A 20,786-nucleotide genomic window follows, 5' to 3' on the forward strand; every position below is an offset into this window, starting at 1 on the left:
AGGTGGCATGATACCGGGATGACCCTGAACGAGCGCTTTCGCTCCATCGAGACCCTGGCCCGCGCCCTGTGGCGCGACGCCCTGAACTTCCCGTGGGCGAACACGGCAATCACGCTGCGGGAACGCTTCCGGGAGGACCGCCTGGGCGTCACTGCCAGCAGCCTGACCTTCACCACCACCATTTCACTGGTGCCCCTGTTCACCGTGGCGCTGGCGATTTTCAGTGCCTTTCCGATGTTCGACCGCCTGCAGGTGACGCTGCAGCGCTGGCTGGTGCAGAGCCTGGTGCCGCCCGACATCGCCAAGCAGGTGCTGAGTTACCTCAATCAGTTCGCTGGCAAGGCCGGGCAGATGGGCTGGGCGGGTGCGCTGGTGCTGCTGGTGACGGCGCTGGCCCTCATCCTCACCATCGACCGCAAGCTCAACGACATCTGGCGCGTGCGGCAGTCACGGCCCCTCACGCAGCGCATCCTGGTGTATTGGGCGGTGCTCACGCTCGGACCGCTGCTGCTGGCCGGCAGCCTCACCGTGACCTCCTTCGTGCTGGGTGCGTCGCGCGGCGTGGTGTCCACGATGCCCGGCGGCGTGCGGCTGCTGCTGGAATCCGTGCAGCTCGCCATCGTCACTTTCGGCATTGCCGCTCTCTACCGTTACGTGCCGAACACCCGTGTGCGCTGGAGCCATGCCCTGATTGGTGCGCTTTTCGTGGCCACCGGACTGGAGCTGGCCAAGAAGCTGCTGGCCCTGTACCTCGCCCAGGTGCCCACGTACTCGGTGGTCTACGGCACCTTTGCCACCGTGCCGATCCTGCTGATCTGGTTCTATGTGGCCTGGGTCATTGTGCTGCTGGGTGCAGTGGTGGCGGCCTACCTCCCCAGCCTGCTCTCAGGCATCGCGCGGCGCGGCGACACGCCGGGCTGGAGTTTTCAGCTCGCGCTCGAGCTGCTCTACCAGTTGCACGCCGCGCGGGACAGCGTGCCCAAGGGCCTGAGCCTTCAGGCGTTGGCGCAGGTGTTGCGGGTGGACCCGCTGCAGCTGGAAGAACCCGTGGCTTCGCTGGTGGCGCTGGACTGGCTGGGGCGGCTCGACGAGGACGCCGAACGCTACGTGCTGCTGGTTGATCCGGCGGTGACGCCCATGGCGCCGCTGGTCGAGCACCTGCTGCTGGCGCAACAGCCGCACACGGAACGCTTCTGGTACGAGAGCTGCTGGGCGCGCATGACCCTGGCCCAGGCGCTAGCGAAGTGATTCGACGCTGAAAGGTGCGTGCAGAAAACCGCGAAAGCGCGCACGGCCACCGCGCACCGGTGGCTGCGTGAGCCGGTAACCGGGAAAGCGCTGCAGGAAGCGGCCGATGGCAATACGGCCTTCAAGCCGCGCCAGACTCAGGCCCGCGCACTGGTGGATGCCGAAGCCGAAGGCCAGGTGCTTGCTGCCCTCGCGCGCGAGGTCGAGCACTTCCGGTTCTGCAAACTGGGCCGGGTCCCGGTTGGCCGCGCCGATGCACAGCGTCACCAGCGTGCCCGCCGGCAGCGTCACACCGCCCACCTCAGTGTCTCGCAGCGCGCGGCGGTTGCCGAGCTGGTTGGAGGATTCGAACCGCAGGAATTCGTCCACGGCCCGGCTGAGCAACTGCTCCTGGGCCGGTTCGTCGCCGCGCGTCTGGGCCAAAGCCTGCTGCAGCCAGGCCTGGGCCTGAGGGTGTTCCTGGAGCGCGATCAGACCGTTGCCGATCAGGTTGGTGGTGGTCTCGTGCCCGGCATTGAGCAGGAAGATGCAGTTCTGCAGCAACTCCACTTCGCTCAACTGTTCGCCATCGGCTTCGCCCTGGATCAGGCGGGTGAGCACGTCGCGCTCCGGGTCGCCGGGTTTTTTCCGGCGTGCCGCTACCAGGGTTCGCAGGTAGTCCAGCATCTCGGTCACGCTCTGGTTGCCCAGCGCCTGCTGCTCGGGCTTCAGGGTCGGCTCCAGCGCGCCAAGGATCGCGAGCGACCAGGCCCGCAGCGGCCCGCGCTCTTCGTGCGGAATGTCGAGCAGGTTGCCGATGATCTCCACCGGAATCGCGGAGGCGAAGTCCTCGATGAGGTCGCCGCCGCCGCGCGCCTGCAGCTCGTCCAGCAGGCTGTCGACCAGCGCGATCAGCCCCGGCTCCATGCCGGCGATGGCGCGTCGTGTGAGTGCGCCCATGATCAGGCGGCGCACCCGGGTGTGCAGGGGCGGATCGTTGAACACCAGGCTGGTGGTGTGGTGCTCGAACAGCGGCGAGCCGGCGCCGTACTTGGGCGCGAATTCGACCTGCTTGTCGGAACTGAAGGCCTGCGCATCGCGGTAGACCGCCATGAGGTCCGCGCACCGAGTCAGGAACACCGAACCATCGGGCATGCGGCGCACCGGTTCGACTTCTCGCAGCGCGGCATACACCGGGTAAGGATTGGCAAGGAAGTCCGGCGTGAGCGCACGCAGGTCGAAGTGTTGCGCGATCTGGTGGGCCCGCTCGCGGCTCATGGCCGGGGTGATGGTCTCGATCATGTCAGCGGCGCAGGAAGTCGCGGATCGCCTGCAGTGTGGCTTCGGGGGTTTCCGTCATCTGGTGATGGCCCACCGGCAGGTTCACCGTGGTGACGGCCTTGCCGGCCTCGCGTGCGGCGAGCATCAGCGCCTGCGCGGCCTTGGGTTGCGTCATCTGGTCTTGCGCGCCGAGCAGGAACAGCACCGGGCAGGTGATGGCGCGGATGGCCGCCTCGCCGCCCTGGTAGCTGTCGCAGGCCACGAAGCCGCGGTGGAAGACATTGACCCTGGCGTTGCTGCGCAGCACCCGACGACCCAGCGCCAGGCTGGAGCCGTAGACCCAGGTGCCCGGGCCCAGGGCGGACGGCGGCGCGGCGAGTGTGCTGCGCGAAAACACGTTCACCATGCGCAGCGCTTTCTCGGGCTCGTTCTGAGAGGCCTCGATCAGCGCGGGGGACACCTTCATGGGAAAGGCGGTGCCCACCAGCACCAGGTGGCTCACGCGTTCTTTCAGGAGGCTGGCGGCCTCCAGGGCGATCAGCGATCCCCAGCTGTGGCCCACCAGCGCCGCCTTCTGCACGCCTGCGGCGTCCAGCAACGCGACCACGAAGCCGGCCGCGGCCTCCACCGAAGCAGGGGCTTCTCCCTCACTGCGGCAGTGCCCGGGCAGGTCGATGGCAAGCACGTTCCACCCATGGTGGGCGAGGTAGCGGCTCTGCAATATCCAGACGCTGTGGTCGTTCACCACACCGTGGATGAACACCACGGTGGGCTTGGCGGCATCGAAGGGTTTGCCGCCGGTGTAGCAGTAGGTGGTGGCGCCGTTGACGAGGATTTCCATGGTCAGGCTCCCGCTTTCTCGGCTGCCTTCAGGGCGCGCTTGAGGTCGTCGATGAGGTCGTCCGGGTCTTCCAGCCCGATGGACAGGCGGATGGTGCCCGGGCCGATGCCACCGGCAGCCAGCGCTTCGTCGGTCATGCGGAAATGCGTGGTGCTGGCGGGATGGATGACCAGCGAGCGGCAGTCGCCCACGTTGGCCAGGTGGCTGAAGAGCCTCAGGGCTTCGATGAACGCCTTGCCCTGCTCGCGCGAGCCTTTGATGTCAAAGCTGAACACCGAACCCGCGCCCCTGGCACCGAAGCGCAGCAGCTTGCCGGCCAGCGCATGGCTGGGATGGCTCTCCAGCAGCGGATGGCCCACGCGGCTCACCAGCGGGTGGCTGGCAAGGAACTGCACCACCTTTTCGGTGTTGCCCATGTGGCGGTCCATGCGCAGCGAGAGCGTCTCGATGCCCTGCAGGATGAGCCAGGCGCTGTGCGGGCTCATGCAGGCGCCGAAATCGCGCAGGCCCTCGCGGCGTGCGCGCAGCAAGAAAGCGCCCACGGTGCTTTCCTCGCTGAACACCATGTTGTGGAAGCCTTCGTAGGCTTCGGTGAGTTCGGGAAACCGGCCCGACTTTTCCCAGTCGAAGCTTCCGGAATCCACCACCACGCCACCAATGACGGTCCCATGTCCACTGAGAAACTTGGTGGCTGAGTGATAGACGATGTCCGCGCCCAGTTCGAAGGGCTGGATCAGGTAGGGCGTGGTGAGCGTCGAGTCCACCAGCAGCGGCACGCCGGCTTCGTGCGCGATCTGCGAGACGGTCGGGATGTCCAGCACATCCAGGCCCGGATTGCCCACGGTTTCGCCGAAGAAAAGCCGGGTGTTCGGACGCACGGCGGCGCGCCAGCCGTCGATGTCGCCAGGCTTGACGAACGTGGTCTCGATGCCGAAGCGGCGCATCGTGTAGTGCAGCAGATTCTGGCTGCCGCCGTACAAGGCGGTGCTGGCCACGATGTGCGAGCCCGCCCCCATGAGCGTGGCCACGGCGAGGTGAAGCGCGGCCTGGCCACTGGCGGTGGCAATCGCGCCGATGCCACCTTCCAGCGCGGCCATGCGCTGCTCGAACACCGCGTTGGTCGGGTTGCTGATGCGGCTGTAGACGTGGCCCGCGCGCTCCAGGTTGAACAAGGCCGCGGCGTGGTCGCTGGATTCGAAGACGAACGAGGTGGTGAGGTGTATCGGCACGGCGCGTGCGCCGGTGGCCGGGTCCGGTGCGGCGCCAGCGTGCAGCGCGAGGGTGTCGAAGCCGGGGTCTGAGTAGCCGGGCATGAGGGTCTCCTGGGGTGATCGCGTCGCAGTCTCTGGGGGCCGCGCGCAGTGGTTTTGGCAGGTATTGTGGGCTATATTGCACGCACGCCAGCTTCGCTGGAGACAGTCCCACACCGAGCAAAACCGAGGAGAACGGTCATGAAAGTCAGCGACATCCTGCGCGTCAAGGGCGGCACGCTCTACACCATCCAGCCCGAGGAGTCCCTGGAGCAGGCGATCGAGACGATGTCGCAGTTCGATATCGGATCACTGGCCGTGATGGACCACGGCGACCTGGTGGGCATGCTGACGTTTCGCGAGGTGATCCACACGCTGGCGAAGAACGGCGGCACGCTGGGCGGCAAGACCGTGCGCACGGTGATGGACGACCACCCCATGAGCTGCACCCCAGAGACCGAACTGGACCAGGTGCGCCCCATGATGCTGGAGCGGCACACCCGCTACATGCCGGTGATGGACGCCAAGATGCTGATGGGCGTGATCAGCTTCTACGACGTGGCCAAGGCCGTGGTGGACAGCCAGAACTTCGAGAACCAGATGCTCAAGGCCTACATCCGCGACTGGCCGGCTGAGGAAGAATCCGGCAAGAACGAGCCCAATTTCCCCTGAACTGCAGCCCGTTCGTTCATGAAAAACGCCCCGATGCCGGGGCGTTTTTCATGCGGTGCTCGCGTGGATCATTTCCCGCACGCGCGGGTAGATCTGTTGGTTCCAGCGACGGCCACTGAAGACCCCGTAGTGGCCCACGCCGGTCTGCACATGGTGTGTCTTCATGTAGGGGCGCACACTGCTGCACAGGTCCTGCGCAGCCACCGTCTGGCCGATGGAGCAGATGTCGTCGCGCTCACCTTCCACGGTCATGAGCGCGGTGCGGCGGATGGCGGCCGGGTTCACGGTGCGGCCGTTCCAGGTGAGCACGCCGCGCGGCAGGTCGTAGGTCTGGAACACTTTTTCGACCGTCTCCAGGTAGAACTCGGCGGGCAGGTCATTGACCGCGAGGTACTCCTCGTAGAACTCCTGGATCACGCCGGCTTCTTCGGTGCGTCCTGCCAGCAGGTGATCGTAGATGTTGCGGAACGATTGCTTGTGCCGGTCCGGGTTCATGCTCATGAACGCGGTGAGCTGCACGAAACCGGGATAGACGCGGCGCATGACGCCGGCGTGTGGAAACGGAACGTGGCTGATGAGGTTTTTCTCGAACCACTCGATGGGCTTGCTGGTGGCGAGCTTGTTGACTTCGCTGGGGTTCACGCGGCAGTCCACCGGCCCGGCCATCAGCGTGAGGCTGCGTGGCTGGGCTGGGTTGTCGTCCTCGGCCATGATGGCCGTGGCAGCCAGCGCGGCCACGCAGGGCTGGCACACCGCCACCATGTGGCTGCCCGGGCCTACCGCTTCCGTGAAGCGGATCATGTAGGTGATGTAGTCGTCGAGCGAAAAGCCGCCATGTCGCAGCGAGACATCGCGCGCGTTGTGCCAGTCGGTGATGTAGACGTCGTGGTCCTGCAGCAGCGTGCGAGCGGTTTCGCGCAGCAGTGTGGCGAAGTGCCCCGAGAGTGGCGCCACCAGGATCACCTTGGGCTGGGGCTCTGCGCCTTCCTTGCGGAAACGCAGCAAGGTGCCGAAGGGCAGGGTGAGCACGGTTTCCTCGGTCACCGCGTAAGCGCGTTCGCCCACCGTGATCTGGTCGATCTTGTAGGGCGGGCGCGAGTGCGTGAGCCGCATGCGAGAGATCACATCGCAGGCCGCGGCCACCCGGCGCATGAGCGAGCCTTCGGTTTCCTTGAGCCAGAGAGAGGCACTGAGGTGCTGTGCCGCGAGGCGCAGAGGGGAGATCAGGTCGGACTGGAACTGATAGGCCTGATACATCATGGTGCTTTCCTGGGGGGAACGTGCCCGCATGCAGGCAAGTTGCGGGCCACCTCGGCGCCGCACCGCGCCGGTGCGCGCGCGAGGCACCGGCGTGGCACAGCCCTTGCTCTTCCTGGTGCCACGAGGAGCGTTCCATGGCCAAAGCGGTACTCACGATCAGCAGCAAGAACTACGGTGCCTGGGCCTTGCGGGGCTGGCTCATGGCGCGTCTGGCCGGGCTGGAGTTCACCGAAAAGGTGATCTCGCCGGACGATCCGGCCATGAAAGCCGAAATGCTGCTCCTGTCGGCGTCGATGCGGGTGCCGGCGCTGGAGCACGATGGCATCCATGTGTGGGACACGCTGGCGATCGGCGAGTACCTCAATGAAATCAAGCCCAAGGCCGGGCTCCTGCCGGCCGACCGCGCCGCCCGGGCCCATTGCCGCGCCATCTGCGGCGAGATGCACTCGGGCTTCTCGGCCATGCGTTCTTCACTGCCCATGAACATCAAGGCGTCGTTTCCGGGCTTCAAGCTCTGGTCGCGCGCGCGCACCGACATCGACCGCATCGAAGCCATCTGGATGGAATGCCTGGACACCTACGGCGGGCCCTACCTGTTCGGCGACAAGCCCTGCATCGCGGATGCCATGTTCGCGCCGGTGGTGACGCGTTTCATCACCCACGAAGTGGAGATCGCCGAGGCTTGCGTGGCGTACTGCGACACCATCATGGCCCTGCCAGCCATGAAGGAATGGGTGGCTGCCGCCGAGCTGGAGCCCGACGACATCGATGAGCTGGACGCTGAGTTCTAGCTTCGTCTTTCTGTTGCGGGCAGGCTAGACCCAGGGCTTGGGCTTGGGGATCTCGCAAACCGGCTCCACATCCACCGTCTTGAAGTCCGCGGGCGAAACAATCTCCAGGTACTCCATGTCCGGTGAATAGTCGAAAAGGAAGTGGCGGATGCCCGGGCGCTGGTGGACACAGTCGCCCGCTTCCACCAGCGTCACCTGGTCCTCGTACATGAACCGGGCCCAGCCCTTGAGCATGATCACGATCTGGAAGTCTGCTTCGTGGCGGTGCCAGCCGGTGCCCTCTTCAGGCGGCAGGTTGGCTTTCACCAGGTGGGCAATCACCTTGCCGTGCGTGGCCGCGGCGATGCCCAGGTCGCGGTACAGGAAGAAATCGCGCAGGCCACCGCTCACATAGTCGCCTTCGCTGCCTTTGACATGCGAGAACAGGGTCGAGGTTCGATCGAGCATGGGGACGCTCCTTTCTGGGGCTTCGCAGCAACCAGTCTGCTGCGCTGCAACACCAAGCACGAAATGTTCCCGTGGCTGCAGTCTGGTGAATGGCAAATTTCCGCACCAGACTGGCTCACCGGCGCACCAGCCTGCCTCGGGGATAATCGGGCCGCATGAGCGGAAACACCTTCGGCACCCTGTTTTGCGTTACCAACTTCGGTGAATCCCATGGCCCCGCCATTGGCTGCGTCATCGACGGTTGCCCTCCTGGCATGGCGCTGAGCGAGGCCGACATCCAGACCGACCTTGACCGCCGACGCCCTGGCACCAGCAAGTTCGTCACCCAGCGCAACGAGCCCGACGCGGTGGAAATCCTCAGCGGCGTCTACGAAGGCAAGACCACCGGCACGCCCATCGCCCTGCTCATCCGCAACACCGACCAGCGCAGCAAGGACTATGGGCAGATCCTTCAGAGTTTCCGCCCTGGCCATGCCGACTACACCTACTGGCAGAAATACGGCATCCGCGATCCGCGCGGTGGTGGGCGCAGTTCCGCCCGCCTGACCGCGCCCACCGTGGCGGCCGGCGCGGTGGCGAAGAAGTGGCTCAAGGAACGCTACGGCACCACCTTCCGCGGCTGCATGGCGCAAATCGGCGAGATCGTCATCCCGTTCGAGAGTTGGGACCATGTGTCTCACAACCCGTTCTTCGCCCCGGTTGCCGATGTCGCCGAGCTCGAGGACTACATGAACGCGTTGCGCAAGAGCGGCGATTCGTGCGGTGCGCGCATCCGCGTCACCGCGCAAGGCATGCCCGTGGGACTGGGCCAGCCGCTGTATGACCGGCTCGATGCCGACATCGCCTACGCGATGCTGGGACTGAATGCCGTCAAGGGGGTGGAGATCGGCGCAGGTTTCGCCAGCGTGGCGCAACGCGGCAGCACGCACGGCGACAGCCTCTCGCCCGAAGGCTTCAAGGGCAACAACGCCGGTGGCGTGCTCGGTGGCATCAGCACCGGGCAGGATCTTGAAGTGGCGATCGCCATCAAACCGACCAGCTCCATCCTCGTGCCGCGCGAGACCATCGACACGGCGGGTCAGCCCACCGAGATCATCACCAAGGGTCGCCACGATCCGTGCGTGGGCATCCGCGCCACGCCCATCGCCGAGGCCCTGCTGGCGCTCGTCGTGATGGACCACGCGCTGCTCCACCGCGCCCAGTGCGGTGACGTGCAGTTGCCCACTCTGGACATCGCTGCGCGCTCGCGCGGCGACTGACCTCCAGCACCCCGAAGTGGCCGCAATGGCCAGTTCGCGCGTGCTTGCTCGTTCCCCCCACTTGCAGTTCGAGTCGCCTATTTCGGCGCCTCGGAACTTGTTCGCCGGTTGTTTGGCTGAAAACGCATTCTCTCGCCACTGGCTAGTAATCCGGCCAGATCGCGCACGAATACCTCAAGCCCTGAACCTGAAAAACCGGACTCTCTATGAACAAGACCTACCGCGTTGTCTATTGCGAATCTTCAAACACCTGGACGGCTGTGGCCGAGACCGCTTCCGCTCGTGGCAAGCGAAGTCGCAAGAGCGTGGCCGCCAAAGTGGCCGGCGCTGTCGTGGTGCTCACCATGGGTGGCGTGGGCATTCTGGCGCCCCCGATCGCCATGGCATTGGGCACGAACGCCTATGAAATCGGTGGTGGCAGCGCCGAGGGGACTGCGGCTACTGCGGTGGGCTACCAGGCGGTGGCCTCGGGCGTTGGTGGCGTGGCGGTGGGCACGGCCACCTCGGCGTCGGGCATCGGTTCCGTGGCGGTGGGAGATTCCGCTCAGGCAACCAACCAGCAGGGGGTTGCGGTTGGCAACCTGGCCACGGCCACGGGTCAGCGCGGCATTGCTGTTGGCGCATTCTCAAGTGCAGCAGGTTCGCACTCCATGGCGCTGGGCTTCGCCGCCAAGAGCTCGGGGGGCAGCTCCGTGGCACTGGGCAATGCGGCAGACAGCGCGGGCGACGATTCTTTTGCGGGTGGCTATGCGGCCAGCGCTTCGGGAGCTTCTTCCGTGGCACTGGGTCGCGTCGCCGCCGCATCGGGCAATTTCAGCACGGCGGTGGGTTCGGGCGCTCAGGCTGCCGGTGTCAACGACATGGCATTGGGCTCCAACGCCCGAGCCACGGGAACGCAAGCCGTTGCCATTGGGAATGCCGCGCAGGCCACGGGGCTCCGCGGCATTGCACTTGGCGGCACGGCCAGTGCGCTGGGATCTCATTCCATGGCGCTGGGTTTCGCTGCGAGCAGCTCGGGCAACTTCAGCATGGCGCTCGGTACGAATGCTGTGGCCACGGATTCCCAGAGCACTGCCCTGGGCAACGCCGCTCAGGCCACCGCGCAGCGCGCCATTGCGCTGGGCAGCACCGCCAGCGCCACCGGCTCTCACTCCGTGGCCCTGGGTCATGGTGCATCCAGCCAGGCGATGAACTCCATCGCGCTGGGCACCTTCTCGGAAACCACGGGTACTCAATCCTTGGCAGTTGGCTATGCTGCCAAGGCGTCCGGGTTGAGCTCCATGGCCCTGGGTTACAACTCGCAGGCCACATACGACGGTGCAGTGTCCATCGGGGCAGGCACGGTCAACAACGCAGCCCCAACGGGCACGGGCTTCCTGACGGGCACGGCAGCGCCCACGAGTTCCGTAGCAATCGGTAACCGCCGCCTTGTCGGTGTCAGCGACGGTTCAGCGTTGACCGATGCGGTCAACGTCCGCCAGCTCAGCGCGGTTTCGACGCAACTTGACAGCAACACGCTGGCCCTGGGCAGCGGGGCTGTGGCTTCGGGCTCGAACGCGGTGGCATTGGGCCGCAACGCCTCGGCCTCGGGCCTTGGCGCCGTGTCATTGGGCCAGAATGCCATGTCGACAGACTCCTATGGCGTGGCGATCGGTTTGTCTGCACAATCGACGGGCCTGCGCGGCGTTGCGGTGGGGGGGCTGTCCAGTGCCATGGGGTCTCATTCCACGGCATTGGGCTACAGCGCCTCGGCATCGGGGGTGAACTCCCTGGCCCTGGGTGCCAATGCACAGGCGAACCACGATGGTGGGGTCGCGATCGGCGCGGGTACCGTGAACGGCGCGGCGCCCACCGGAACCGGCTTCCTGACAGGCACTGCAGCACCCACCAGTTCCGTGGCATTCGGTAACCGCCGCCTCGTGGGCGTGAGCGACGGTTCTGCGCTGACCGATGCGGTCAACGTGCGCCAGCTCAGCACGCTGTCGAGCACGACCACGTCTTCAGTGACCAGCCTGGACACGCGGGTGACCAGCAACTCCACTGCCACGAGCAGCATCGACACTCGCCTGGGTGGCACCACCCTGGCACTGGGTCAAGGGGCCGTGGCCTCGGGCGGTAGCTCGGTGGCGCTGGGCCGCGATGCCACGGCATCGGGCATCGCTTCCGTGGCAGTTGGCCAGAACGCGCTGGCTACAGATCAATATGGTGTCGCCATGGGCCTGTCCGCCAAGGCGACCGGTCAGCGGGGCATCGCCGTTGGTGCGCTGGCCAGCGCGGCGGGTTCCCATTCCATGGCGTTGGGCTACAGCGCGTCGGCGCAAGCGTCGAACAGCGTGGCCATGGGCAACAGCGCCTCGGCACAGTCGACCAGCAGTGTGGCATTGGGCGCGAGTGCGACTGCTTCGGGCGTGAATTCTCTCGTCCTGGGGGCCAATGCACAGACCACCTACGACGGTGCCGTGGCCATTGGCGCCGGCACGGTCAACAACGCGGCACCCATCGGGGCTGGTTTCCTGACGGGTACTGCAGCACCGACCAGCTCCGTGGCATTCGGCAACCGCCGACTCGTGGGCGTGAGCGACGGTGCGGCGGCGACCGATGCGGTCAACGTGCGCCAGCTCAGCACGCTGGCTGGCACGACCACGACCTCGGTGACCAGCCTGGACACCCGCGCCACGGGGCTCGAAACGCAAGTGAGCACCCTGTCGACCACGACCAGCTCCTCGGTGGGCAGTCTGGACACCCGCGCGGCCGGGCTGGACACGCAGGTCAGCGCACTGACCAGCACCACCTCCACCACCACCTCCTCCGTTGGCAGTCTGGACACGCGAGTGAGCACCCTGTCGTCCACGACCACTTCTTCGGTGACCAGCCTGGACACGCGGGTGACCAACAACTCGCTGGCAGCCAGCAGCATCGACACGCGCCTGGGTGGCACCACGCTCGCGCTGGGTCAGGGCGCGGCCGCCTCGGGTGGCAGCTCGGTGGCGCTGGGTCGCAATGCCACGGCCTCTGGCATCGCTTCCATCGCTGTCGGTCAGGATTCGCAGGCGACCGATCAATACGGCGTGGCCATGGGCTTGTCGGCCAAGGCGACGGGCCAGCGTGGCATCGCCGTCGGCGCTCTGGCCAGCGCGGCTGGTTCCCATTCCGTGGCGCTGGGGTACAACGCTTCGGCTCAGTCGTCGAACAGCATGGCACTGGGCAACGCCGCTTCTGCCTCGGGGCTGAACACCCTGGCGCTTGGCGCCAACGCCCAAGCCACCTACGACGGTGCTGTGGCCATTGGTGCGGGCACCGTGAACAACACTGCTCCCACCGGAACCGGTTTCCTGACGGGTACCGCGGCACCGGCAAGCTCGGTGGCATTCGGTGGTCGTCGACTGGTGGGTGTCAATGACGGCTCCGCGATGACCGACGCGGTCAACGTGCGCCAGCTCAGCACGCTGGCGGGGACGACCACTTCGTCCGTGACCAGCCTGGACACCCGTGCCACGGCTCTGGATACGCAGGTGAGCACGTTGTCGAGCACGACGACCGTCTCGGTGGGCAGCCTGGATACCCGTTCCACAAGCCTGGACACGCGAGTGAGCACGCTCTCCAGCACGACCACTTCGACGGTCGGTAGCATCGATACTCGAGTGAGCACGCTCTCCAGCACAACCACTTCGACGGTCGGCAGCATCGACACTCGAGTGAGCACGTTGTCGAGCACGACCACGTCTTCGGTGGGCAGTCTTGATACGCGCGTGAGCACCACGGAATCTGGGTTGACGAGCCTTGATACGAGAGTGGGCACGATCGCGATGGGGACCAGCAGCCTTGACACCCGTCTGGGTGGCAATTCGTTGGCCCTGGGCAGCGGTGCTGCTGCCTCTGGCGGCAGCTCTGTGGCATTGGGACGTGACGCAACGGCATCGGGTGTGAGTTCCATTGCGCTGGGTCAGAACGCGCTGGCCACCGGGCAGCAGAGCATTGCACAAGGCAACCTGGCTCAGGCGACCGGTCAGCGAGCCATTGCACTGGGTGCCTTGTCAAGCGCCACCGGCTCTCACTCGATGGCGTTGGGTTACAGCGCTTCGAGCTCGGGCACGAGTTCCGTGGCGCTGGGCAACGGTGCCAGGAGTCTGGGCGACTCTTCTGCCGCATTGGGCGTGAACGCGCGTGCCGATGCCGCCTTTGCGGTAGCAATAGGTCGCAACGCGGTTGCGTCCGGTACCAGCACCGTGGCAGTGGGATCGGGCGCCCAGGCGACCAGTGCCAATGATGTGGCCCTGGGTGCCAGTTCGATCGCCTCCGGCTCACAATCGGTCGCCATGGGCAATGCAGCGCAGGCGACGGGCGTCCGCGGTGTTGCCCTCGGCGCTCTCGCCAGCGCAATGGGTTCCCATTCGATGGCGCTCGGCTACAGCGCGAGCAGTTCTGGGACCAACTCCATCGCCCTGGGCACTGGTGCGGTGGCCACGGAATCGCAAAGCACCGCATTGGGTAACGGCGCCCAGGCGACCGCGCAACGAGCCATTGCAGTGGGCAGTACGGCCAGCGCCACGGGTTCCCATTCGATGGCTTTTGGTCACGGCGCATCGAGCCAGGCGCAAAACTCCATCGCGCTGGGTACTTTCTCCGAAGCAACAGGCACGCAGTCACTGGCGGCAGGCTACGCGGCAAAGGCTTCCGGCCTGAGCTCCCTGGCACTGGGCTACAACGCGCAGGCCATGTACGACGGGGCAGTGGCCATTGGTGCGGGCACGGTCAACAGCGCGGCCCCGACGGGAACCGGATTCCTCACGGGTACCGCAGCACCGGCAAGCTCGGTGGCATTCGGTGGTCGTCGACTGGTAGGTGTCAGCGACGGCTCCGCGCCGACCGATGCAGTCAACGTGCGCCAGCTCAGCACGCTGTCCAGCACCACCACGTCGTCGGTGGGCAGCCTGGACACCCGCGTCAGTGCGACTGAATCCAGCATCAGCACGTTGAGCAGCTCCGTGAACAGCCTCGATACTCGGGTGACCTCTTCAGTCAACAGCCTGGACACCCGAGTGAGCACCGTGCAATCCGGTGTCACCAGCCTGGACACCCGTGTCAGCACGGTTCAGTCAGGTGTGTCCAGTCTGGATACACGCGTCAGCACCACGGAGTCAACGGTGTCGGCTGTCAGCTCCCTGCTGGGTGTTCCGTCCGGCCCTGGCGCCACCTCCTTCGGCACCGGCTCTTCGGCAACCGGTACGGGTGCCTCGGCATTCGGCAACAACAGCACCGCGACGGGCACCAACAGCACCGCGATGGGGGCCAACGCCGCCGCAACGGGCGCGGGTGCCATGGCAAGCGGCGCCTGTTCCTATGCCAACGGAGCCGCAGCGCTGGCGCTGGGCTACTGCGCAGAGGCTGGCGACAAGGCCAACGGCGTGGCAGCGGACAACGCGACGGCCATCGGAACCTCTTCGAAGGCCCATGGCGCGACCTCGGTGGCCGTGGGTGCCGAGGCACACGCCAAGACGGGCGGTGGTGTTGCCATCGGCTACCAGGCTGTGGCGGATGAGGCGAACTCCGTGGCCATCGGTTCCGGTGCGTATGCCAGGTCGTCGGTTGCAGTGGGTACCGGTGCGCAAGCACTGGGCACCAACACCACGGCAGTCGGTGACAACGCCAGGGCATCGGGTGACTTCGCTGCGGCGTATGGCAACAACGCCCACGCCGCCGGCAACAACTCGGTGGCACTGGGCAACGGCACCGTGGCCAATGAAGACAACACGGTGGCCGTAGGCAATGCCAACGCAGAGCGTCGCATCACCGGCGTGGCTGCAGGTGTCAATGGCACCGACGCTGTCAATATGAGCCAGTTGAGCGATGTGTATGGCCAGGTGAACCGCGTGGCGCGCATCGCCTACGCCGGTATCGCCATGTCCAATGCCATGGCTTCCTCGCGGATCAACGTGACCAAAGTGGGTGAGAAGGCGCTGGGCATCGGCCTGGGTCACTACCACGGCCAGACCGGTGTGGCGATCTCGTTCTCTGGTGTCGCCAAGACCGGCAACACGCACTACAACATCGGCGTCAGCACCACGGGCAAGGACTTCGGTCTGGGCGTGGGCATCGGCTGGAAGTGGTAAGACCGCAGTGGCTCACCGTCTCATCGAATTTCTCGTCTCCAACTTGGCCATCCACGGAAAGGTGTTCCTCATGTTGACCAGGTGGGTGAGAAATTCGAAGCTGATGGCGGTGAGTCTCTGCATCGCGCTGCTGGGTCCCGTGGCCCAGGCTTCGGCAGAATCATCGACCAAGGAGGTTCTGCTGGTCGGCACCTGGCTAGGTGAGTTCGCTCCCCAGCCAGGCATGCCGCTGCAACGTTTTCTGACCACGCGCCGGTCCGATGGAACCTTCACGCTGGTTGCTCGGCTGTACGAGCCGGGCAAGCCACCCTCGGAGCTCGTCAACTCGGGTCTCTGGGGGGTGTCGAACGGTTTGTACTTCACCGTGACAACCGAGGTGAATGGCGCACGCACCAACACCAGGAGCGCTGAAACGGTCAACCCATACCTTGTGCGCGAGTTGCAAGGGGATTCGTTTGTCTACCAGCACGTGCTCTCAGGCAACGTGTTCAGGGTCAACAGAGTCTCGCCTGACACGAGGTTGCCGTGATGGGGTCCTCCAACAGGAATCGACTCTCCAGGGACACGCCCGTTCGCTTGAACATTGGCGTGTCCCTTTTTGTTTCAAAGGATGCGACACAGTCGATCTGGTCGAATGGGGCATTCCAGAACATCCTTTTCCTTTACTGGTTGCTGCGCTCGTCGCAGCACGTTGGGGAACTCTGGCTGATCAACTGCGGGGACGGAGAAGCGCTGTCTTCCGGGCTCATGCTGGACGAAAAGGCCCTGCCATTGGTCAAGATGGAGGATGTGGCCGATCGGCTGGATGTGCTGATCGAAGGTGGCGCCCAGATATCTGCGGCGCAAGCCGAAGTGGTGCATGCGAATGGGGGCGTGGTGATAGCCTACCGCTGCGGCAACGACTACGTCATGGATGTCGAGCGACTTTCATTCGGCCTGCGTTCCGGTGCGATTTTCAATGGTGCGAGGATTGACGAAATCTGGACGCACGCCCAACACGAAAAGACCTGCGGTTCGTACTGGCGCATGGGCATGCGAGCACCTTTGAAGGTCATGCCTCACATCTGGAATCCGATCTTCCTGGAGCGGACGAAAGAAGAGGTTGTCCGCACGGGAAAGGCTGAAACCTTCGGCTACGTTCCCCGGCCCGGCGCCAAGCGCATTGCCCTGTTCGAGCCCAACATCAGCGTGCTCAAGAGTTGCGTGCCGGGCATGATGGTTTGCGAAGCGGCGCATCGACTGGACCGCACTGCAATTGGCGAGATCTACGTCACCAATGCGACCCAGCTCAAGGAGCACGTCACCTTCCAGAATCTCGCGGGTGCACTGGACATCGTGCGGGACAAACTCGCATCGTTCGAAGCTCGGTACAACCTGCCTTACTTTCTCGCCCGATATGGCGACATCGTGGTGACTCACCAGTGGGAGAACGGACTCAACTACCTCTATTACGACGTGCTTTACGGTCGATATCCGCTGGTTCACAACTCTCCCTTCCTGAAAGATGTGGGCTACTACTACGACGACTTTGCATTCGAGCAGGGCGGCGCGGTTCTTCTGGAGGCAATTCGTCGGCATGACGAACAGATTGAAGCCTACGACCACAAGGCAGCCCGATTGCTGGCATCGGTGGATATCGACAATCCGCGCAATGTCGACCTGCACGTGGGGCGACTCTTCGAACTGCTTCGACGCAAGCGCGAGGGGACCGGTGTGCCGACACTTGAATTGAGTGAATGACACAAGAAGGGCGCGTCGCATGATCCAGGCACCCAGGTTCACAAAGGCGCATCTGCGCATTGGCATCACCATCGGGTTGCACAGCGAGAACGAAGATCTCTGGATCAACGGAATCAAGCAGAACGCACTCGCCCTGGCGTCTTTGCTGAATAGTTCTCCGCGCGGGCATGACGTCTGTCTGCTCAACACCACGGCGGTCTCCCTTGACGCGGGTCTGGCCTGGAACCGCAGCGAATTTCCCACTTTCCCGCTGGAGGACAAAGTCGACGAGATCGATGTGCTGATCGCTCTGGGGGGCGCTGTCTCCAGCGACACGGTCAAGCGTGTGCGGTCTCGAGGCGGGCGGGTCGTGGTCTACAAATGTGGCGTGGAATACATCATGTCCATGCAGGCGACCTTGTTCAACCGTTCCATGAAGGGAAGGCCGGACTACCCTGAGGGTTTCGACGAAATCTGGGCCATTCCCCAGGTGATCCGGAGCAGTGGGCCGTTCTGGTCCGTGCTTTACCGGCGACCTGTGCGCTGCGTGCCCTTCGTCTGGGATCCGCGCTGGATCGAGGCTCAGGCCGCATCCCTGCCCGGACACGGCCTGCGCGACGAACGCACCGGCCCGTTGCGCATTTCGGTCTTCGAACCCAACCACGACGTTGTGAAGTTCTGTCTCTATCCCTTGATGATTGCGGAGCTGGTCTGGCGCGAGCATCCCGAACTGATCGAGTTTGTGTCGGTGACCAATACCGAGCATCTGCGCACGAACCCCGAGTTTCTCGGAGTCGTGGAGCATCTCGATCTGGTGAGGCAACACCGCGCCTTCTTCGAGAACCGGTTCACCACGCCATGGTTTCTCGCCCACCACACCGACGTCGTGGTGTCGCATCAGTGGGAGAACCCGCTGAACTACGCCTACCTTGAATGCAGCTGGCTGGGCTATCCCCTGGTGCACAACGGTTCTCTGGCAGCGGATCTGGGTTTTGCATATGAAGGCTTTGATCTTGAGGCGGGCGCTCGCCAACTGATCCAGGCGCTGCGGCAAGATCATCTTTCGGCCTACCGGGAGCGTCAGCGAAGTCGAATCGCTCGGTATCTGTGCAACCACCCCGGCAACGTCGGTGCCTACGATCAGTTGCTGGACGGCCTCTTCGACAAGAAGGCACCGAGTGCGGTCAAGGAGGAGCACGCGTGTTGAATGAAGCCGAGATACCGACCCAGCCCATGCACCTGCATGAGCCCATGACGGCGGCTTCCCCTCGGTCTGCGGTCGGCTGGCTCCCTGATGCGAGGTGGCCCTGGCTGCTGCTGGCGATGACGGCGGCTGTCGTACCGCAGTTGGGTTACTGGGATGGATGGGTCCAGCAATCCAGCTTCAAGAACGGGGTGACCTGGGCGGGAACCTTGTTGGCGTTGTTTCTGTTTCTGGTACGTCCACGCTCCGGACGATCGCGCTTGCATGGGCATGGCGCGGTCTGGATGTGGCTGGTGCTTGCAGCAACTGCCGCGCTCTGGTCCATCTGGCATCCCAGCGAAGGCGGAACGGACACCGTGCGCTGGATGGGGGTGGGACTGGCGGCATTGCTCGTTTTGAACCAGGACGCGAGAGATCGCTTCTTGTGGGTGTGCCGTGGCGTGCATGTGGGCGCAGCGCTGGCGGGGGTGCTCGCGGCGCTGCAGGTTTGGACCTGGATTGAACTGCCGGGCGTCGGGACAAAGTGGTGGCCATCGGGCACCTTCTCCGATGCAGAACAGTTGTCGTTCTATCTGCTGGCGGCCCTGCCGTTTTCACTGTACCTGCACCTGCTCGCCCACATGGAGCGTCGCTGGTGGGATGGCTCGCTTCTGGCCATCTCGATGGCACTCAATACCTGCATGGTGGTGTTGGCGGGAAGCTGGATCCTGATCAGCCTGTGCTTTGCGATGCTGGTCGTGTGGACCTGGATGGAGATGCTCCATGTCGGCAAGACAGGTCGTGCGCGCCGGCAGACGATGGCACCGAACCGGGTGGACTACTTCGTGATGGTCGGTGCGCTGGCGATTTTTCTGCTGGTTCCGACCGCGCGTCTGGGGCCAGTGGTGGACATGCCCCAGGCCATTGGCCCCACGGGCTACGAAGTGCTGCGGGAGCGTTTCGAACAGGTCGGCCAGTTGCCAGCTGCCGTGTCTGAAGCAGACATCCGGATGATCAGGGCGAACCCCATTCTGGGTGTGGGATCGGGTCAGTGGCGAGTGGAAGTGCCCAGGTATCTGGACTCGGGCCTTTCCTTGCCGCGCGCGCCGGCAGATGTCGTCCGGTGGATCTCCGAGTACGGGGTTGTGGGTGCGCTGATGCTGGCGTTCCTGGTGGCCTACATGGTGGTGTCGCTCTGGCGGAACCGATGGATCAGCCACGTGAGTCCGGAGGAAGCTCCACTGCGCCTGGCGATGGTCGGGGTGATATTGGCGGTGCTGGCCTCGCTCAGCCTTGGCACACGCACTTTTGAGGCCCCCTTGCTTCTGCTGCTCGCGTTGGCGCTGGGCGCACTGGGCGCGTCGGATCTGCGCATGTCCATCGGAGGGGCCCTGGGGGCCCACAGCGTGGCAACGGGTGCCACGCAGTCGCGCTATGCCCTGATCCTGCTGGTCCTGATGGTGGTGGCCCTGATCTGGCCAGCCAGTCAGGCCGTGCGCGCCCAACGCGCCTACCTGGAAGCGATTTCGATCCGCAATCTTGGTGTTCAGCGCAACCCGTCGACCGAAGAACTGGATCGCATGGCGGACCTCGCCCGGCTGGGTGCGCGGGTGGATGCCAGCTACACGGGGTGGCTCCTGCCCCTTGCGGAGGACCTGGCGGCCAGAGGGCGGTGGGCAGACGCGGCTTTTCTCTATGGCAGGGCACTTCGTGTCCTTCCGAACGATCTTTCGGTGTGGTCGGGTGCAGTCAACGCCAGCGCCGCCGGTGGCGACACGGATACCTCGAGCAGCCTGCTCGAGCGGGCACTCGGCGCCTGGCCGAGGGAGCCATTGCTGCGGATGACGCAGTTGCAGCTCGCGGAGGCTTCGGGCAGGCCTGACTTCGCGCTGGTGCTCGCGCGACAAGCGGTTGCCGACGGACTTCATGCCCCGGAGCTGCTGGACAAGGCGGCCGCACTCGCCCTGGCACAAGGCGATGTGAAGTTTGCGTTGGCGAGCCTGCAGCAGCGCCTGGAGCGTTGGCCCGACTCCGGTGTGGACACCATGCTGCGCATCGGGCACGTGCACCTGCACCACCGAAAGGACGCGATCGCCGCCTTGGGGTGGTACCGAAAGGCGCTGACGCAAGTGCCGCTGGAGGAGCAGCCCCAATGGTTGCTCAGGATCCCCTCGCACCTCTGGAGCGCGCTGCCGCCCGACGGTCAAGGCCTTCAGCTGGTGTCCTCCATCGGCATTTCGGCCTCACTCGAGCAGCAAGGCCCCGAGCGTTGAGCCGACGTCAGCGGGCCTTCTTCGCGAGACCTTCCAGGGCGAGAAGGTAGCCATCGGTTCCAAATCCCACCACGATGCCGGCGGCGACGGGCGAGATGTATGAGTGGTGGCGGAACGCTTCGCGAGCGTGGACGTTGGAGATGTGCACCTCGATCACAGGCAACGGTTTGACGCCGGCGATAGCGTCGTGCAAGGCCACGGAGGTGTGGGTGAACGCGCCTGCATTGAACACGACGCCCGTCAGCTCTCCCGCCTTGTATCGACGACCGGCTTCATGGATCTTGTCGAGCAAGGCCCCTTCGTGGTTGCTCTGGAAGGCCTCGAGCTCGAAGCCGAGGCCCTGGGCGTGGGCGCGGCTTTCGTTCTCGACGTCGGCCAATGTGGTGTGGCCATAGGTGGCAGGTTCGCGCGTGCCCAGCAGGTTGAGGTTGGGGCCGTTGAGCAGGAGGATGGTGGGCATGGGGCGGTTCCTG

At 64.9% G+C, this 20,786-nt stretch carries 15 protein-coding genes; 9 read left to right on the forward strand and 6 right to left on the reverse strand.

The window, feature by feature from the left end; translation table 11 throughout:
* The first annotated feature begins 18 nt into the window (after nt 1–18).
* Nucleotides 19–1,248, forward strand: a complete 1,230-nt coding sequence (locus ACTIEY_RS06970) for a YihY family inner membrane protein (protein ID WP_439518391.1) — start codon at nt 19–21, stop codon at nt 1,246–1,248.
* Here the strand turns inward: ACTIEY_RS06970 and ACTIEY_RS06975 are convergent.
* Genes ACTIEY_RS06975 through ACTIEY_RS06985 form a run of 3 tightly spaced genes read right to left on the reverse strand, consistent with a single transcriptional unit; the run spans nt 1,237 to nt 4,662 of the window.
* A complete protein-coding gene (locus tag ACTIEY_RS06975) occupies nt 1,237–2,529 on the reverse strand; it encodes a cytochrome P450 (RefSeq protein ID WP_439518392.1) in 1,293 nt (430 codons plus the stop codon). The two genes, ACTIEY_RS06970 and ACTIEY_RS06975, sit on opposite strands and share 12 nt — an antisense overlap.
* A gap of 1 nt (nt 2,530) precedes the next feature.
* Entirely contained in the window at nt 2,531–3,349 is an 819-nt protein-coding gene (locus tag ACTIEY_RS06980; RefSeq protein ID WP_439518393.1) for an alpha/beta fold hydrolase, read from the reverse strand.
* A gap of 2 nt (nt 3,350–3,351) precedes the next feature.
* Nucleotides 3,352–4,662: an O-acetylhomoserine aminocarboxypropyltransferase gene (locus ACTIEY_RS06985; protein WP_439518394.1), complete on the reverse strand. Its 1,311-nt coding sequence runs from the start codon at nt 4,660–4,662 to the stop codon at nt 3,352–3,354.
* A gap of 138 nt (nt 4,663–4,800) precedes the next feature.
* Between ACTIEY_RS06985 and ACTIEY_RS06990 the strand changes: the two genes are divergently transcribed.
* Nucleotides 4,801–5,271, forward strand: coding sequence for a CBS domain-containing protein (locus ACTIEY_RS06990; RefSeq protein WP_439518395.1), 471 nt, complete (start codon nt 4,801–4,803; stop codon nt 5,269–5,271).
* 48 nt (nt 5,272–5,319) lie between these two features.
* On the opposite strand, the gene ACTIEY_RS06995 is transcribed toward ACTIEY_RS06990, so the two are convergent.
* Nucleotides 5,320–6,531 carry a polyhydroxyalkanoate depolymerase gene (locus tag ACTIEY_RS06995; RefSeq protein WP_439518396.1) on the reverse strand — a complete coding sequence of 404 codons (1,212 nt, stop codon included), beginning with the start codon at nt 6,529–6,531 and terminating at the stop codon, nt 5,320–5,322.
* A 134-nt stretch (nt 6,532–6,665) separates the two neighbouring features.
* Between ACTIEY_RS06995 and ACTIEY_RS07000 the strand changes: the two genes are divergently transcribed.
* The gene (locus ACTIEY_RS07000; protein ID WP_439518397.1) at nt 6,666–7,322 is read left to right on the forward strand and encodes a glutathione S-transferase; all 657 of its coding nucleotides are present in this window, start codon (nt 6,666–6,668) and stop codon (nt 7,320–7,322) included.
* A 24-nt stretch (nt 7,323–7,346) separates the two neighbouring features.
* Here ACTIEY_RS07000 and ACTIEY_RS07005 read toward each other — a convergent pair whose 3' ends face one another.
* Nucleotides 7,347–7,769: a cupin domain-containing protein gene (locus ACTIEY_RS07005; RefSeq protein ID WP_439518398.1), complete on the reverse strand. Its 423-nt coding sequence runs from the start codon at nt 7,767–7,769 to the stop codon at nt 7,347–7,349.
* A gap of 155 nt (nt 7,770–7,924) precedes the next feature.
* On the opposite strand from ACTIEY_RS07005, the gene aroC reads away from it, so the two are divergent.
* The 6 genes from aroC (at nt 7,925) to ACTIEY_RS07035 (ending at nt 20,313) form a co-directional block, all read left to right on the forward strand.
* The gene (gene aroC, locus ACTIEY_RS07010) at nt 7,925–9,028 is read left to right on the forward strand and encodes a chorismate synthase (protein WP_439518399.1); all 1,104 of its coding nucleotides are present in this window, start codon (nt 7,925–7,927) and stop codon (nt 9,026–9,028) included.
* 206 nt (nt 9,029–9,234) lie between these two features.
* The gene (locus tag ACTIEY_RS07015) at nt 9,235–15,138 is read left to right on the forward strand and encodes an ESPR-type extended signal peptide-containing protein (RefSeq protein ID WP_439518400.1); all 5,904 of its coding nucleotides are present in this window, start codon (nt 9,235–9,237) and stop codon (nt 15,136–15,138) included.
* A gap of 7 nt (nt 15,139–15,145) precedes the next feature.
* Nucleotides 15,146–15,667, forward strand: a complete 522-nt coding sequence (locus ACTIEY_RS07020) for a hypothetical protein (protein WP_439518401.1) — start codon at nt 15,146–15,148, stop codon at nt 15,665–15,667.
* Nucleotides 15,668–15,714: 47 nt separating this feature from the next.
* The gene (locus ACTIEY_RS07025; RefSeq protein WP_439518402.1) at nt 15,715–16,878 is read left to right on the forward strand and encodes a DUF2827 domain-containing protein; all 1,164 of its coding nucleotides are present in this window, start codon (nt 15,715–15,717) and stop codon (nt 16,876–16,878) included.
* Nucleotides 16,879–16,897: 19 nt separating this feature from the next.
* Nucleotides 16,898–18,064 (forward strand): DUF2827 family protein, encoded by a 1,167-nt coding sequence (locus tag ACTIEY_RS07030; protein ID WP_439518403.1) that lies wholly within the window; start codon nt 16,898–16,900, stop codon nt 18,062–18,064.
* Nucleotides 18,058–20,313: a hypothetical protein gene (locus tag ACTIEY_RS07035; RefSeq protein WP_439518404.1), complete on the forward strand. Its 2,256-nt coding sequence runs from the start codon at nt 18,058–18,060 to the stop codon at nt 20,311–20,313. The genes ACTIEY_RS07030 and ACTIEY_RS07035 overlap by 7 nt, the downstream gene beginning before the upstream one ends.
* Nucleotides 20,314–20,320: 7 nt before the next feature.
* On the opposite strand, the gene aroQ is transcribed toward ACTIEY_RS07035, so the two are convergent.
* Nucleotides 20,321–20,773 (reverse strand): type II 3-dehydroquinate dehydratase, encoded by a 453-nt coding sequence (aroQ, locus tag ACTIEY_RS07040; protein ID WP_439518405.1) that lies wholly within the window; start codon nt 20,771–20,773, stop codon nt 20,321–20,323.
* Between the last annotated feature and the right edge of the window lie 13 nt (nt 20,774–20,786).

It is taken from the genome of Hydrogenophaga sp., assembly GCF_051858985.1.
GTDB lineage: Bacteria > Pseudomonadota > Gammaproteobacteria > Burkholderiales > Burkholderiaceae_C > Hydrogenophaga.